Below are 17,257 nucleotides of genomic sequence, written 5' to 3' on the forward strand. Positions count from 1 at the left end.
ATTACAGTCGAAGATGCGTCGAACCACCAAGCCACCATCGCCGTGACCGTCGGGCCCGACGGAGCGATTACCGTCGGTACCATCACCAAATACACCGTTGTCTTCAGCGCCGCTACCGACAGCACCACCGCCAACGATCTGTCCACCTTAGGCTTGGTCGGAACCACGGCAACATCGGGTACGCCCTCCGTCGCGACGGCAGCCGTCAATTCCGGCACCGGCAAGATCGACATCACCTCTGTCAGTGCCGGTACGGCGACCATTACGGTGGAAGATGCATCGAACCACCAAGCCACCATCGCCGTGACCGTCGGGCCCGACGGAGCGATTACCGTCGGAACCATCACGAAATACACTGTCGTCTTCAGTGCTGCCACCGACAGCACCACCGCCAACGATATGTCCACCTTAGGCCTAGTCGGAACCACGGCAACATCGGGTACGCCCTCCGTCGCGACGGCAGCCGTCAATTCCGGTACCGGTAAGATCGATATCACTTCTGTCAGTGCCGGTACGGCAACCATTACGGTGGAAGATGCGTCGAATCACCAAGCCACCATGGCCGTGACCGTCGGTCCCGATGGAGCGATTACCGTCGGAACGATCACCAAATATACCGTCGTCTTCAGTGCCGCCACCGATAGCACCACGGCGAACGATGTGCCCACCTTAGGCTTGGTAGGTACCACAGCAACATCGGATGCACCTTCCGTCGCTACGGCATCCGTCAACTCGGGCACCAGTATGATCGACATCACTTCCGTCAGTGTTGGTACGGCTACGATTACGGTGGAAGATACTTTAGCGAATCAGGCAACGATCGCTGTAACGGTTAACGCGGACGGTACGATCACCATTGGGACTATCGTAAAATTCGGATCCTAAAAATTAAATCTGATATATTGAACAAGAAAACCGGTTGAGAGGCTTATTTCTCAACCGGTTTTCTTGTTCAAAACCCTAACCATAGTATATAGTTGGCAGGCTATACATAACTGAACAGTGTAATCAAGTCAAGTGTTCATAAATTTCTCAGGCATGTATTGTGTCTTAAAATAAGGATGGTATAATTTATCTGAGTAAAATTAACATGATTCAAACAATTTTCTATTCTCCAATGTCGAGTACTTCGTTGAAGTTCCCACTACCGCTAACCTTTCTCCAATGTTATCCAATTAATTATTTTTATAAAAGGAGGAAAGGAATTAATGAAAAAGGTATTTACAATCAATCCGTCGAGCCATGACTCCCTTAGGAGGCCGGGGAAAGGGAAACATCTGCTACTCACTTCCCTATTGACGATTACCATGCTTTCTACGACAGCGATGAGTGCCATGGCGACGCCCATCAAATCCGGGCCTTCCGTAGATTGGGAGAGTACCTATCAACGTCCGAATGGAGGACCCCGTAACTCAGGGGATGAGACACACCCCTGTATTCAACAGACTGATGATGGCGGCTACATAATCGCTTCTTCTACGTTAAGCGCGACAAAAGATGCAGATGGCGACCCTCAAAATGATGTTTATCTCCTCAAAACCGATGCCCACGGAAATGAAGTCTGGAAGCAATTATATAACACACCTGAATATGACGTGGCTATGTCTGTACGACAGACGACGAAAGACGGACGCCCAGACAGCCCAGTCGATGGATACATTATCACCGGTTATACATATGTAAACAGCGATGTTTATAACCAACTCTTTTTATTGCGAACAGATCTTCAGGGAACTCAAAAATGGATCAAATATTTTGGTTCGGAAGATGGCTTAATCTACGATGATCGAGGATATGCGGTCACTCAATCTAGCGACGGAGGTTTTCTCGCGGTTGGTTTTAGCAACTGTGGCCCTAACGGCGACAGGCAAGTTTATGCTGTCAGAACTGACGCGAATGGTGAGCTGCTTTGGGAAAAGTACTACGGCGGCCCCCAAGATGATGAAGTTTTTTCCGTGAGCAATACAGAAGATAACGGCTTTATCCTGGGTGGTTATACAAGCTCTTTCGGAACTGGACGAAAGGACGCATATTTGATCAAGCTGAACGCGAGCGGTAAGGAAGAATGGCAGGAAAAAGCCTTTGGGGAAAGCGAAGATGAAATTCTCTATGACGTAAAACAAACTAGCGATCTGGGTTATATCGCGACAGGGACTACAGCCAGTCCGGAACTTCAGTCGGATAATTGGAAAACCTACTTGCTCAAGGTGACTGCAAAAGGGGATCAAGAGTGGCAAAAAGCGGTTAGCCAGGGCAGTTATGATGAAGGCCGAGCTGTTGTCCAGACGGACGATGGTGGCTACGTTGTGATCGGAACGTCTTATAACGTCAATAACTCGGGAATATATACTCCGATGTTCGTAAAAACCGATGCAGCCGGTACTCCGATTTGGGAAACCGATTATAGCACTAAGGGGAGTTACTACATTTTTTCGGGCCAGCAAACCGAAGATGGAGGCTTTATCGCGGCCGGGTATCCCGATGGTTATGAACGGAAAATCTACGTGGTCAAGCTTAAAGGTGGAGAGACAGCGTCCGTTGAATCTCTCGACCTAACTGGTGCGGGGATTGAAGACGGAAAAGTCAAGCTCAATGTCGGCGATACGCTCAAACTGACGGCGACTGCGGAATATGATGATAGTTCTAACGTAGATGTAACTTCCTCTCCAGCCTGTCGGTGGGATTCCAGCGATGCCCGGGTGGTCACAGTAGACAAGGGGAACGTCAAAGCGGTTGCTGCGGGAACGGCGAAAGTTACAGCTACCTTTGGCGGCAAAACCAAAACAATTACTGTCACGGTTGCCGGCGATCATAAAGTCAGCAAACTAAAACTTACGCCCACGAGTAAGACGATTAAGGTTGGAGACACTTGTCGGCTGACGGTGACAGCCACATATACAGATAAATCGACAGAAAATGTGTCTGAACAAGCATCTTGGCTAGTTAAAACAGGGAACGCGGTTATTGTAGACAAGGGTTTAGTCACTGGCGAAACAAAGGGAAAAGCTACGATTACGGCTACCTTTGGTGGCAAGACCGTAACAGCAAAGATTACTGTAAAGTGATCTATTAAGAGATCACTAGCTGTGAAATCCTTCCGGAAACATTCCATTGTTTCCGGAAGGGTCTTTTTTATTACAGGATTTTTGAATACCCCATACAGGAGATAATCGCAAATCTCTCCAATACAGGTAAATGAAATGATCCTCAGTAAAATTCTTGAGAACTGGCAGGAAATTTTAAACAGCTTACGAAACAATACATAGGATCTCAGGGTGATACATTTTTTACATGAAGTGAAAGGAGGTTACATATCAAGAGGGATCTATGCTTAGAGGAGAGGAGATTAAAGTCAAAACGCAAGTGCCTTAGTACTAAAAACCACAAAAAACTTATTAAGGGGTGGAGAAATTATGTCCGTAAAAAAGTGGTCTATTTGCCTATTCACCGTCATTTTGGGACTATTCCTAGTTAGCCCTGCATTTGCCGATGAAAAATCCGATTATGAAAAACTGATTAAACAACGATCCGCTCAACAATCGGTTGCTGAAGTAACACCGGATACGGCCCAGGTAGAGAACTTATCGAAAGCGGTAAAGCAAAAAGCCCCTGCAGCCAGTTCCGATTATATCTATGAAAGTGAACCCAACTATAACATCTCCCTCGCCGATGACATTGTACTAAACAAATACGTTTCCGGTTCCTTTAGCACCAATTATGATCTGGATTACTATAGAGTAAACGTGCCTACATCAGGAAATCTTACAGTAATCGCTACGGCGGGATCAGATTTAAATAGCCATTTAATTCTACAACTCGTCGACGGTGACGATAATTCTTTAGCCTGGGGCTCTCTCGTAACCACTTCCACATCTTCTGGGCAGGTTATTTCGAAAACCTTGTCGCCGGGCACCTACTATATTGTCTTGTTCGGCGATACTTCCGCCTCTCTGGTTAACAAACCTTACCTTATGGAAGCTCTGATGGACAGCAGCAGCAGCGATACGACGCCGCCGGCCGTGCAGAGTGTCGATCCCCCGAAATGGTCTACCAATGTAAAAGTAAATCAGACCCACACCATTACTTATAGCGAACCGATAAAACGCGGCACCGGTTTAGTCAGTATTTGGAATTACAATACCTACGAAGATTTTCCCACTTCAGCCGCCGTAAATGGAAACACCTTATTAGTAACTCCCGTCGGTAACTTGAAGGCAAACACGAAGTATATGCTGTCTTTGAAAAAAGGGGCTGTCACTGACCAATCGGGGAATCAAAGTGACGAATTTTACTATAGCTTTACCACCGGAGCATCCTCTGATGGCATACCGGTGACCGCGATCTCCGTCAGCCCGAGCAGCTTGTCCTTGAACGTCGGGGATAGTCCCCAACAATTACAGGTTACCGTCAGTCCAAGCAACGCTACAAACCAGAACATAAACTATACCGTGAGCAATCCGAATGTGGTGTCCGTCACCCCAGACTTAATGGTGACCCCACTGGCCGCAGGAACTGCGACGATTACCTTTACACCGCAAGATGGCAGTAACTGCTCGGCTGTTGTAAATGTGGCCGTTTCTGCCAAATCATCCAATTTGACATCCATCGTGATTGCTCCGTTCAACGTTTCCTTGAACGTTGGCGGTACGACCCAGTTAACGCTAACCGGGAAATATCAAGACGGTACAACAAAACCGGTCACTGGTGCCAGCTGGACATCTTCCGATAATAAAATCGCTCGTGTCGATAGCAATGGCAACGTAACCGCCTTAAAAACAGGAACCGTAGTCGTATCGGCCTTATATCAGGGGAAACTGGCTACCTGTACGGTAACAGTTAAGGCAGGTTCTTCCCTAACGGCGACGCCGAGTTCACTCACCATGAGTGTAGGAGAAACCACTTCAGTAAAACTTACCGCTCAAGTCAATGGAGTTGTGCAGGATGTCACCGAAAACGCAGATTGGTCTTCCGATAACAATGGTGTGGTTGTAGTCTCCGAAGGGAACGTAACGGCTATTGCGGAAGGGTATGCGAATATCACCGCGAGCTACCAAGGCAGTCAAGTCCTAATCCCCGTTACTGTGAATGCGACAGCAAGCGATATTACGCTGAGCACCAACCCGGAGGAACTCAACATTCAAGTCGGTGGCAAAGCCCAGCAATTGAAAGTGCTAGCCACCGATGAAACCGGAAGAATCACGGAAGTGACCAAATCATGCACATTCGAATCGGGCGATGAAGATGTGGTCACGATCGATAAAAACGGAAAAGTCACTGCTGTGGCTAGAGGCGAAACTTCCATCGCCGTTTATTATGAAGATCAGGAAATCGATGTTCCCGTCACCGTTACTGCAACGGTGAAGTCGATTTCCGTAAATCCCGCTTCCGTAACACTGGCGGTCGGTGATACCGCTGAAATTTCCGTAACCGGCTATTATGCGAATAAAGAAGAAGCCGATGTAACCGATGAAGCCAAGTTCTCCACATCGAACAAAAAAGTGTGCACCGTAGAAGATGGGGTCATCTGCGCTGTCGGTAAAGGAACAGCTAAAATTACAGTCACCGTAGGCAAGCTGAAAAAGAACGTCACCGTGAAAGTGAAATAAATGAATTGATTCTACCTATCCGAAGGGAACACCCCTTCGGATTTTTTCTGCCACAAAAGTACATTTCAGTATTTTGGCCATTCCTCAAGGGATGTTTCTTTATATTGTAAAGAGGGATACTCCTAGTAAAATTTTTGAATATATGCAGGAAGATTTACGCAATCCACGAAACAGTACATAGAGTATAGGCTGATCTTTTCTACCAAAAGAACTGAACAGGAGGCGGGCTATGGTGAATGTACCCAAGAAACTGCTGGCATTGATCATGTCAACAAGTATGTTCTGTTCCGTCACTTCAATTGCCTTAGCAAACACACCGGATAATCAACCGGCAAGGAGTGTTGTTCAACCGCTAAGTGCCGTAGCCTGTTGCGTCGAAGTGACGACAAAGGATGACGTTGACCCTATAGTACCGATCGGAAGCACCCTCCAACTTGTCGCAACCGTGACCGACGCGAACGGCGATGAGATCAAAAAACCAAGGCTCTCTTGGAAGTCTAAAAACAGCAAAGTCGCCACAGTGGCCAAAAACGGCCTTGTTAAGGCGATCTCCGCAGGTGAAACGACGATCACTGTAACCTGTGGAAAAGTATCATCGGAAATAGTGGTCCAAGTCAAAGACCCTTATGCAATTGACTCCTTGGAAATCCAGGAGCCAGAGGATGGTACCGAATTAAATGTAAATCAGACGATTACCTTGTCTGTCCTTGCTTACGACGAAGACGGAAATGAAGTCGACCTCAGCAAGAGCAAGAAGAAAGTCGCTTGGACTTCTAGTGATGCTAATGTGGCTGCCGTCGATGCGAGAGGAAATGTGAAGGCCAAAAGAGCCGGTGATGTGACGATTACAGCGAAAATCGATGACGTGTCCAATACGTTGGATCTGACCGTCGTCGATCCGAACTCCTCAAGCACGGTGGAAGAATTGGAAATCGAAGAACCGGAAGACGGCACGGAGCTAGAACCCAAACAGACCGTCTATCTTCATGTGATCGCCTATGACGAAAATGGCGATGAAATCGATCTGAGCGGCACCAATCAGAAGGTTACTTGGAGTACGAGCAATCCTTCGGTAGCCACCGTCGATTCTAATGGAAAAGTCACGACGAAATCGGTCGGTGATGTGACGATTACAGCAAAAATCGGCAATGTGACCGCGACGCTCGATCTAATTGTCTCCAATGATGATGATTCCGGAGTATATGTATAGCTCTAGGCTTACCCCGCTTAACCAAAACAGCGGGGTTTTTTTTAATTTTAAAATATTTACACCTAAAAATCTCCTACTTACCGACTAAGGTTATGGAGGATTCCGGTATATACAAACCGAATAGGGAAATCAATCGTTCATTAGAAAACAATTATATGAACCAAGGAGGCGTTGCCGTGATCCATGCGCAGTTGATTCAGAGAAGGTCCCTCTATTCCAGCTTATGCCTTCTAATCGTACTTGTATTGATTGGCCTTATGGTGCTACCGATGTCTGCCAGTGCAGCGGACCCTCCGGTTCCGTACAAGGATATCCCGCTGGGGAATTCCTTATATCCAGTAGTACGGTATCTGTCAGACAGGAATATCCTCCATGGGTATCCCGACGGTGCCTTCCATCCGGAGTTGCCTTTAACACGTGGGCAGATGGCCCAGATCGCGGCTACCCTTCTTCGCCAGTCCGGTCGTCTGCCTGCCGGAGGCGAGGAGCGGCCCTTCACCGATGTGCCCCCCGGCTACTGGGCGCACAGCGCCATTGCCGCCATGAAGCAAGCCGGTGTGATGGAAGGCTTCCAGGACGGCGATTTTCAGCCGGAGGCAACGCTGACTCGCGCCCAAGCGGTAGCCGTCATGATACGGTTAGAACCGGTCTCCCCTTCGGTCGTGCCGACAACAGCTATTGGTGACGTGCCGGCCAGTCATTGGGCATCTCGACCGGTCCAAATGGCTGTGGCCGCCGGGCTCTTTTCTCCTCAGGGGGCCGGCCATGCCTTTATGCCGGACGAGCCCGCCTTGCGCGGCCAGATCGCTCAGGCCTTAGCCAAGCTGCTCACCGTCGCTCCTACGTTACGGCAGCAGCCCTTGGCAATGAAACTCATTCCCCAAGGACAAGCCCTCCTGCGCCGGAAGGGTCACGACGCCGCTGTCCCTGCTCAGGAACCACTCACAGTCACAGGCGGTGATGCCGTGGAAGTGATAAGTGGAGAGGCCCGATTGGAATGCGAAGACGGTTCTTCCTTGTTGCTGACTACCGGGACGAAGATCACGATCACCGAGGCCAGAGGAAGAAGTTATATCGTCAAGGGCGGCCGTCCCAGCGTCACTATCGACCGCCTTGTCTTGCAGATGCCTGTGGGAGACCTCTTCTTCTCGGTGGCTGAACTCCTTAAGGCTAGTGCCAATACTACTGCCCCTGCGCCAACAAAGACTGCCTTGCGCGGGCAAACCTATTGGGCCAGCTCTCGGATCCTGCCGGAAATGCTTTTGGCCTTGGACGGTGAACCGAACCCGGCAGAAAGTGCTGCCAAAAGTGATGAGTGGTGGCGCACGGCCGAGCAAGATTCTTCTCGCTTAGAAATGAATACGCCTTGGGGCGTGGCCTCTGTTCAAGGAACGTCCGGTGAGACTTACGCTATGGCGGACGGAACCGGCGGGACTCGATGCTTAGAGGGTTCGATTCAGAACGTAAGCAAAAGCGGCGGCATCGCCACCGTTATCGGCGGACAGGAGACCTTAGTGCCGGCTAATGCGCCTCCCTCTCCCCCGGCACCGCTCAGTCCTGCCGCGGTCGCCAGCTTTTTCAACCAGCAGAGCTTCTTCACTGAAGCCGCCAATCAGATCGGCCAAAACGCACCAGAACCCATCGCACCGGCAGGGCCCCTGACGCCGGCGCCAACGGTTGCCCTGCCGGGCGTACCTCCGGCCCCTCCCGGTCCGGCTCCGCAGGCGCAAGTCATTCAGCAGGCCATACAAGGCCTTTCCTCGCCGGGAACGCCGGCAGGCCCGCAGTCTCCAGGGAACACTCCGGGACAAGGCCAGGGAAATCCGGGAGGAGGGGGCGGCACGAGCACACCAGATATTTCGGCGTCCCCCGTGAATGTGGAAGCACAACTCAAGGACGGAAATACAGAGGCTCAATCGACGACCCGTTGGACTGTCGATATTAGCGGCACTACCTTGAAGGATAGGTTTAGTGAAGAGCAAATCAGCGTGTCCGGCCTTCCGGATGGCTTTTCGCTTACCGCCCGCAAGGCCTCTGATAAAACGATTGAGTTCGCCTTGATCGGGCAGACGGCTCAACCGGTCCAAACGGCTTTAGACTTTACCGTAACGATTCAGAAGTCAGCCTTTAACCGCTCGCCTAAAGGGGATGGCTTGCCTGTTAAGCTACGGCTGAAGCCTTTCCAGCGAGTCGTCTCGGTCCGTGTCGTCACCGGCACGGTCAAAATCCGGAATGAAGATAATTCCCCCGACCCCTCTGCGAACCAATGGGCTCTCGCCATCGAAAGCGGTACCTTGAAATCCGATTTGTCGATGGATGATGTGGCCGTGGAGGGCCTCCCGGAAGGGCTGAATTGGCAAATGCGCCAAGGTTCTGCCGGGACGATTAAAATCACCGTAACCGGGGAAGCGACCGAGAGCTTTTACACCCCCCTTTCCGTGACCCTCACTGTCAAAGGGAGTGCCTTGCTGGAACCGAATATGGAGGACGCTAAACCGGTGACGGTGATGATCGTCCCCACCGTTCTGAAAGTCGGCGCATCCGCGAAAACCGATACGGTCTATATCACCGAAACCGGCAAGGTCGCCAGCAAACGCAACCAGTGGATCTTTACACTGGACAACGGTACGGTCAAATCGACACTGTCGAAAAGCGATGTCTCCATCGACGGCTTACCGGCCGGGCTTACGGCCACCGTCTCTAAAGGAAACGGAAACGAACTGGCGATCACCCTGTCGGGCACGATGGCCGCTGTCCCTACGGAACGGCTGCCTGTCACAGTCACGGTGCTCAAGAGTGCCTTTCTTGGTAAAAACTATATCGACGCAGATCCGATCACTGTCGCCATTGAACCCCTGCCGGATCGGATCCGCGTGAACGCGGAAACCTCGATGGTACAGATGGCTCCCGGCAATCTCACCGTTGACAAGACGAATAATCGCTGGCTGCTCGCTGTGGATTTTGGCACCGTTCGCTCCTCTGTCAGCAACGACGATTTGGACGTGGAGGGGCTTCCGGAAGGTTTGACGGTGACGGCTGTCAAGGGAAGCGGCAATCGCATCATCGTCACCGTCACCGGGACGCTTACTGCGCCCATTGAAAAGGCCCAAGACGTGTCCATTCGCGTCAAGGGTTCAGCCGTTCAAGAACCGGATATGAACGATGCAGAACCGGTAACAGTGACCTTAATGCCTGCGAAAGCCGATAAGATTTTGGTGGAAGTGCAAGATGGGCAAATCGGCTTAGCCGAAGGGAATCAGACTGTCTCTTCCGACAATACCTGGGTCCTGAAAGTAACCAACGGTACTGTCAAAGCGGATCTTTCGATTAAGGATCTAGCCTTGTCCGGCTTACCTGCAGGCCTTGTGGTGACTGCAGCTAAAGGAACTGGCGATGAGATTGTGCTTACGGTTGACGGAACCTTGGAAAAGGCCCTAACAGAGCCCGCCCAGGTGGCTGTCATCGTGAAGGCCTCCTCCCTAGATCCGGCCACGGGGACCGATGCGGGCCCTGTCAACGTAACGATCCTACCCTCTCAAAGTTCGGTAACCGTCACAGCGATCGATGCGACGATGAAGTTCGATGTGGGCAATCAAAACCTATCGAGCGACCGGCAGTGGATCCTCTCTATCAGCGGAGCTTCGCTTAAACCGGATGTATCGGCCGCCGATATTCTCTTCCAAGGGCTACCGTCAGGTTTTATCCCTACCGTTCGTCCAGGCAGTGCGGATCAAATTATCATTGAGCTTCAAGGAGCGGCAACTGCTCCCCAAGATCAAGGAGCTGTCATATCGGTAACCCTTTTGGGAAGCGCTTTTTCCAAGCCGGGATTGCCAAAGGCCGCACCGGTTACGGTGACGATTGTACCGAGTGATCCTGTTCCGCCGCCTCCTCCGCCGCCAACTACGGATCAGAATGCCCCGGTTTATACAAAGGCTATCATCAGCAATAGCAATCAGACGATTGCCCTGGCCTTTGACGAACCGATTTTTGCGGTCAGTCCGAATACATTGAGAAACGCCATCACCGTAGCCGAAGACGGCACGAACTTCTATCCGCTTTATACTGGTGACAATGTGTCTGTAGAAGCGAATCGTCTAGTGATTCATTTCTCTCTTTCCCGTAAGGGTAGCTTTAATAAAATCAAGGTTACTGCAGGAACGGTAAAAGACGCTTCCAATAACGTGCTGAATCAGGAAATTTGCACGGAAGCTATACGGGCTTACCCCATGGTTAGACAGGCGAGGTTTGAGCATGACACGGGTTACCTGGTTCTTGAAGGGTCTGATTTAGTACAGCTTGACGGGAGTCACAACGATATTGACCCGACAAAACTGGTTATAAGCGATGACACGACGAGTTATACCCTTACCGGTGCGACTATAGGCGCGGAAATCGCAGATAGCTGCAAAGCCATTGTCTATGTTGACGCTTCGATCGATCGAGAATATCTGAATAACATCTTGGACGAAAACGTTGATGTATGGAGTAGTGTGAATCCTTTCAAATTAACCCTATTACAGGGATGGAACGGCGAAAAATCCGTTATTGGTACCGTTCCATTGGGCGTAGTCAATTATCCACAGAAAGTGTTGACACTCGAACCTCACACCTTAGTCGAAGGGTATCAAGCAGTAGATAACGGCTTCAAAGATATTTTTGTCTTCGATGGCTCCAATCGTCTTAACACCGGTGCCACCATCGTATCGTTAAAAGACAACTGCGGAAATACACCTACTCCCACGGTGAATTATCATTACGATGGTGAAACCCAGGAGAAAAAAATTCGGTTACAAGAAGGGTTGGTTGCTGAGAAAAGCCCTTATACGGTTACGTTTACGACAAATACGGACACCTTATCAACCCAGTTAATCGTCGAACAAGTTTTAATCGATGATCAGGTTTTAGCTTCTCATTATACAGACAGCTCACCACTGACACTTACTTTCACAATCATAGGGAACTCTACCTTCAGTCCTGAAATAGAGGAGCATCCCGATGAATATGTGTATATCCAATCCGAACCCTTGTCGGTACAAGCGGCGATGATCTCGGAAAATAAAAAGAAGCTTACGTTATTGCTGGTCGGCGATGCAAATGCCAATTTTGATGTAAATTTCAGTGGTGGCGCTTGGAGCGCGATGTCTTCATTCAGTAAAAGTTTTTACGTTAGCAACTCGCCGTTTACGTTTGATTTCGCAACAGGAAAAATCACGAAATATAGTTCAGTCGGAGGTGTTAATGCAATCATTCCGCCTAGAATCGGGGGAGTGAATGTTACAGCGATCGGTGATAATGCCTTTGAAAATACGATGATTACCAGCGTAGTTATTCCCAGTAGTGTTACTACCATCGGTGCTCAGGCTTTCAAAAGGAACTATTTGACTTCAATCATTATCCCTGAAAGTATCACTTTAATAGGTGATATGGCATTCCAAGACAACCAATTGACAACCATCACGATTGGACCCGGTGTAAGCGTGGGGTATAACCTACTCACAGGTATTAACAATAAATTCCGCGATGCCTATGTCGCAGGGGGGGCGGGAACTTACAAAGGGACGCAAACAGGCGATTGGACAAAAGACGAGGACTCAGTCCCACTATCTTCTCTAACGGCAGGGAGTACAGTTAATTTTGCAGGTTATAGTTGGATTGTCTTAAACCCCAACACTGGTTATCTGCTTATGAAAAATGCGTATGGTAACGACAGGCCATTTTCAGATTCGCTCAAAAACACCTTTGATCCATACGACCCAAACAATATCGCATACTATTTAAATAATAATTTCTACAGTGAATTACCCAGCGGATCTAGAGCCTTAATTCAACCACATACTTGGGCTATTGGTGAACAAGAGAATGAGTCTTCAGCGTCCATCATCTGTCGAGTTGGTTTGATTAGTTACGATGAATACAAAAACATATATCACAGTATCATCAGCGATTTGACAAGTGATGTGTTTTACTGGACCCGTACTCCTGTTCCGCCCAGTCTCGCTAATTTAGAACCAGGACTAGTCAGGGGTGTGTATAGCGATGGCACATTGCCTTGGCGATATGCAACAGAATCTTCAACTGTTCGTCCGGCTTTGTTTATAAATCCCTGCGTACTGGTTGTGAATAATTGTGTCATTGTACCGGCGAACATTAGTGCACCTGCTTTTGCCGATACTTACCCAAAAGTCGGAGCAGATCAAGGATCTGGCAGTAAACAGGTAGAGATACGTGTTCAGGCAGATGCAGGCGGAACGGTATATTATGTGGTCGTAGCCAATGATGCTGCTCCCCCAACAGTTGAGCAGGTGTTGTCTGGTAAAGACAGTTTCGGTATACCCGCACTAGATTATGGATTCCTAACCATTGCAGAAAATGAAGAAGTGGGTTTTGTTACTCGATTGCTTCCGGCTGACAACACCGATTACGACGTTTATGTGGTTGTACAAAACGTAGATGGCAACACCACTGATCCGAAAAAGGTAGATGTCAAAACGCCGATGCCGAACTGACGCCTATACGGTGGATAAGGCCGATTTGCTCGGTTAGTAACGATAACTTGAACAACGTCACAGAAAAGTTGATTCTAAGGAAAGATCGTTTGAAGCATTTACACAAGAACCCCCGGCATGACTGTTTCTTGTCGTACCGGGGGTTCTTTTTATTAAGATACTTCGATAATCAATCCGCTTTTCTTCGCACCATGCTTTTGCGGTCATACCGGGTCACGATACATACCTCCCTTTCACTACTTGTGATGGAGATATTCTTTCATGCTTTCAGCTAACTATAAGCCTAAGTCGATAAAAGGAAATATGAAAAAGACAATGCGCTTGTTAAAACGTGTTACCATGAGTTATACAAAACTCTTCTACCATGGCAGATAGGTCTCATACCTGCGATTGGTTAAAATGAGTGGATTTTTTCCTTTTTAGGATATTGTTAAGAGGTAAGAAAACACCCTCAGTGTTACGACTGAGGGTGTTTTGTGAAGAATACTGAGACTTACTCAGTTACAGTAGCCGTGTACGTAGATTTGGCACGGATAGCCTTGTTTCCGGATGCGTCGGCGATAACTTCATTTGTGCCGTCAGTGCCTGCTGTAGCGTCAGCGTCAAATGCACCCGCTGTAACCGTGAAGACGGTAGTCGCATCAATAGCAGGAGATCCACCTAAGACAATGGATACTTCTTTCTTATCCGAGGATAAGGTAGCGTCAGTTGTAGGAATGGAACCGTTGGTGCTGGAAGCATCGACAGAATACTTTCCAAAGATCATTCGAGCCACATCGGTAGCGTTAGTAGCGGAATCGATATTTACTGCTTCACTGAACACCAAGGTAAGTTTCTTGTCTGAGATATCGTATTTCAAATTTGCTAAGGTAGGTGCGGTTGTATCAGCGTACGCTAAAGTTACACCGGTGCTATCTGCCGCAGCAGTACCCCATACGTTAACGAGGTCACCATCTCCACCGGAGAATTTAACGTTAGCTGCTGTAAGGTCGCTTGCATTAGCACTTCCATTCAGAGTAACAGTTAATACTTTACCGTTGATGGAAACCGACTTAACTTGGTCGTTGTGTCCATTAATGTTGATTTCGTTATTAAGATCGGCTGCAACCTTACCCGTCTTAATGTAAACATTTTGGCTCGTGGTGATTGTCAATGTATCGTCTACACCGACAACTCCATCGCCATTTGTATCTGCATAGACAACGGAACTAATGGTAGGTGCACTGTTACCGGATACTGTCATGGCGTTGGTGGTTTGATCAGCGCCGCTTGCTAAAGCGTTGTTTGCATAGTCTGTGACAGTTGTCGGGAATGTAATCGTGTCACCTACTGCAATGGTGGAAGTGGAACCGACCGTAATGGTTAGCGTGGTGCTATCATCAGACAATGAGTAGGTACTATTTCCAAGAGTATGGCTGTTGCTTACAGTCAGGTTGGACAATGTGAAAGTACCCGGTAATTTAATTGGCTCGTTGAATGTTATCGCTATGGTATCACCCGCGGAGACAGTGCCGGAAGCATCTTTGTCTGTTAAGACAAGGGCTTGCGTAGCGCTCAGTGTGGTTGAGTCAGCGGCAGCAGTAATTACTTCCGCTGTGGTAATATCTCCTGACTTACCAGTAGCCGTCTTAATTCCTGAGGTCTTCAAACTATAGGAAGAAGAAACCGTTAACGGATTTTTGAGATACAGCGTTGCCACAGTATTAGTTGCGTTCATGACAACCTTATTAATCTCAACTTTGCTTAAGGGGTTGGCGGTTAAGTAGAGATCATAATTTCCTTTCACTGTGGCAGTAGCAGGATCTACGGCTACCGCGCCTGAGCCGTTTTTGAACTCTACATTGATATAACCTAAGCTATCGGTAGTATTGTCACCATCGATGGTTGTAGCAGAAGTAACATCAGCGGCGTTAGAAATGGTCACTACTGTCATTTTTGCTGACTGATCTACCGTTGTAGCAGTAGTGTTTGCGTCTTTGAAGCCTCCAGCAAGAATATTTACGTAAATATCTTTCGAGGCAGCAACCGCGGCGTCTAAAGAGTCATCAAGGTTATGGGTACCTGTTGCATCGGTATCTTTTACATATATCGTAGTAACTTCTGAGTTTCCTGTAGCGGGCGTGGCACCAGTAGCATCCGATACAAAGTAACCAGCGGTGCCATCAATAGCGTGATCGTCAGTTCCAGATAATGTATCTGTATCTGCGAAGGTAGCAATCTTGGTGTCAGGGGTTGTGCCCGTTGTCTGAAGACCGGCGATTCCGTTATCGTCCTTGTAGAATTCTATGCTGGCTTTAGTAAAGTCGGCAATGTTATTTCTAACTTTTTCATTAAAGGTAAATTCAACAACGTCGGTATCTTTATTAAATTTGACCGCTGTTAAAGTTGGAGCCGTTGTATCTTTAATGTAGGAAGTTCCGACTACTAAAGTTGCGCTTGAGGAAGCAGCTACGTTGGAATTTGGTGTAGCATCGGTATCTTTAACAGTACCCGCAGCGACAGAAGCGGTTAAGGTACCAAGACGAAGTTGTGTCTCAACGGCTTGAGCTTTTGCGTCAGATAGCTTAAAGGACAAGTCGGTGCTGTCTCCCGTATTATTAAACACGAGATTTGCATCTTGGATGTCCACACCGCCAAGCATGAACTTACTGCCCGCAAAGGTCGTGATTTCTGAGACATCAATCGTTTTACTGAACTTGTAAACGGCAGTATTGGTATTTTCATCATAGGTAACCGCTGAGAGGATCGGTCCAGTAACGATTGTCGGTGTTGTTGTTGTCAAAGCAGTTGTGTTCGCACCATCAGTAAAGGCACCGTCAGCTAATACAATTTGTGGGGTAGCCCCTAGTGCATTGATGCTGTTTAATGTGGCCGCTTCTACAGTAAATGTTACAGTACTGGTTCCTGCAATAGCCGTGCTCGTTCCCGAACCGTCATAGTCGGTTGCTTTTAACAGCACTTTTTGAGAACCAACTTGGAAATAGACTTTGTCATCTGCTGGAGCTGCGCCTGTAGTTGCCTTATCAAAGACAAGGGTTACTGCACCGCTTGCGTTGTTGAAAGATGAGGACAACAATGCAGGTGCGCTGGAATCAGGGGTTAATGTACCTGTAAATTCAGTCGGGGAAGAGGCAATAATCGTATTCGCAGAAGTAGCCTTATCATCTACACCTGTTGCATAGAAAATATATCCGCCGTTGGAGAGTCCACCGAGCGGGTACCCATTTACGCTGGCACCTGCAGAAATGATAAACTTAATCTGAGTTTTCTCGGTGTTTGCAAAGGCTGCTACTGCATTGAGGTCACTCGCTCCTGATGTAGTAACAAAACTGTTCGAGATACCGTTCGTTTTATTGTACAGAGCGTATTTTGATGTAACAGTCAATGCGGAATCGGCAACGGGTTCACTGAACGTAACCAGAAGGGTCTTGTTATTCAGGGCTTGAACGCTTTTAATAGTAGGTTTGACCTTATCTACTAAGGTTACCTTTGCTTGAGTAGCTGCATTTCCGCTAAGATCCTTAGCATCAATGGTTAGGGTTTGATCTGCACCGGCTACCTCGTTAAGAGATACTTGATAGGTGTTGTCTTGACCGGTTACCGCGGTAACTTTCAGTTCGGCGGTACCCTGTTTAACGACGATGCTATTTGCATCTACGCCACTGCCACCGACTTCGTCAGCTACAGTGAATGTAAAGACTTGCTTATCCGCAGTTACATCTACGGATGCCACTGTAGTGATCACAGGGGCAATCTTTTCAGCAACTTTTGTGATATTTAGATCGATCGATTTTGTGGCAGTTTTGCCGTTCAGCGAAGCAGTCGCGGTGACTTTAATTGTACCTTCTGCTTTAGCTGAAACAACGCCGGTAACGGGATCCACCGTCGCAACGGCATCATTGTTACCGGCGTATGTAATCGTGGCTCCTTGT

At 48.4% G+C, this 17,257-nt stretch carries 5 protein-coding genes and 1 pseudogene; 5 read left to right on the forward strand and 1 reads right to left on the reverse strand.

The features are described from left to right. The 5 genes and pseudogenes from GJ688_RS20305 to GJ688_RS12975 form a co-directional block, all read left to right on the forward strand. Positions 1–885 (forward strand): annotated as a pseudogene (locus tag GJ688_RS20305) (hypothetical protein); the annotation flags it as partial. A gap of 323 nt (positions 886–1,208) precedes the next feature. Continuing rightward, positions 1,209–3,065, forward strand: coding sequence for an Ig-like domain-containing protein (locus GJ688_RS12960; RefSeq protein WP_155476982.1), 1,857 nt, complete (start codon positions 1,209–1,211; stop codon positions 3,063–3,065). A gap of 348 nt (positions 3,066–3,413) precedes the next feature. Next, positions 3,414–5,606 carry an Ig-like domain-containing protein gene (locus GJ688_RS12965; protein WP_155476983.1) on the forward strand — a complete coding sequence of 731 codons (2,193 nt, stop codon included), beginning with the start codon at positions 3,414–3,416 and terminating at the stop codon, positions 5,604–5,606. 232 nt (positions 5,607–5,838) lie between these two features. Continuing rightward, entirely contained in the window at positions 5,839–6,816 is a 978-nt protein-coding gene (locus GJ688_RS12970) for an Ig-like domain-containing protein (protein WP_170291957.1), read from the forward strand. A gap of 176 nt (positions 6,817–6,992) precedes the next feature. Further along, on the forward strand, positions 6,993–13,325 hold the full coding sequence (locus GJ688_RS12975; protein ID WP_170291958.1) for an S-layer homology domain-containing protein: 6,333 nt from the start codon (positions 6,993–6,995) through the stop codon (positions 13,323–13,325). A gap of 493 nt (positions 13,326–13,818) precedes the next feature. Here the strand turns inward: GJ688_RS12975 and GJ688_RS12980 are convergent, their stop codons facing one another. Beyond that, on the reverse strand, positions 13,819–17,208 hold the full coding sequence (locus GJ688_RS12980) for a beta strand repeat-containing protein (protein ID WP_155476986.1): 3,390 nt from the start codon (positions 17,206–17,208) through the stop codon (positions 13,819–13,821). Between the last annotated feature and the right edge of the window lie 49 nt (positions 17,209–17,257).

The organism is Heliobacterium mobile (genome assembly GCF_009720735.1).
In the GTDB taxonomy this organism is placed as follows: domain Bacteria; phylum Bacillota; class Desulfitobacteriia; order Heliobacteriales; family Heliobacteriaceae; genus Heliobacterium; species Heliobacterium mobile.

Coding starts and splice junctions, on each gene's coding strand:
- GJ688_RS12960 (WP_155476982.1), top strand. CDS start 1,209: ATGAAAAAGGTATTTACAATCAATCCGTCGAGCCATGACTCCCTTAGG.
- GJ688_RS12965 (WP_155476983.1), top strand. CDS start 3,414: ATGTCCGTAAAAAAGTGGTCTATTTGCCTATTCACCGTCATTTTGGGA.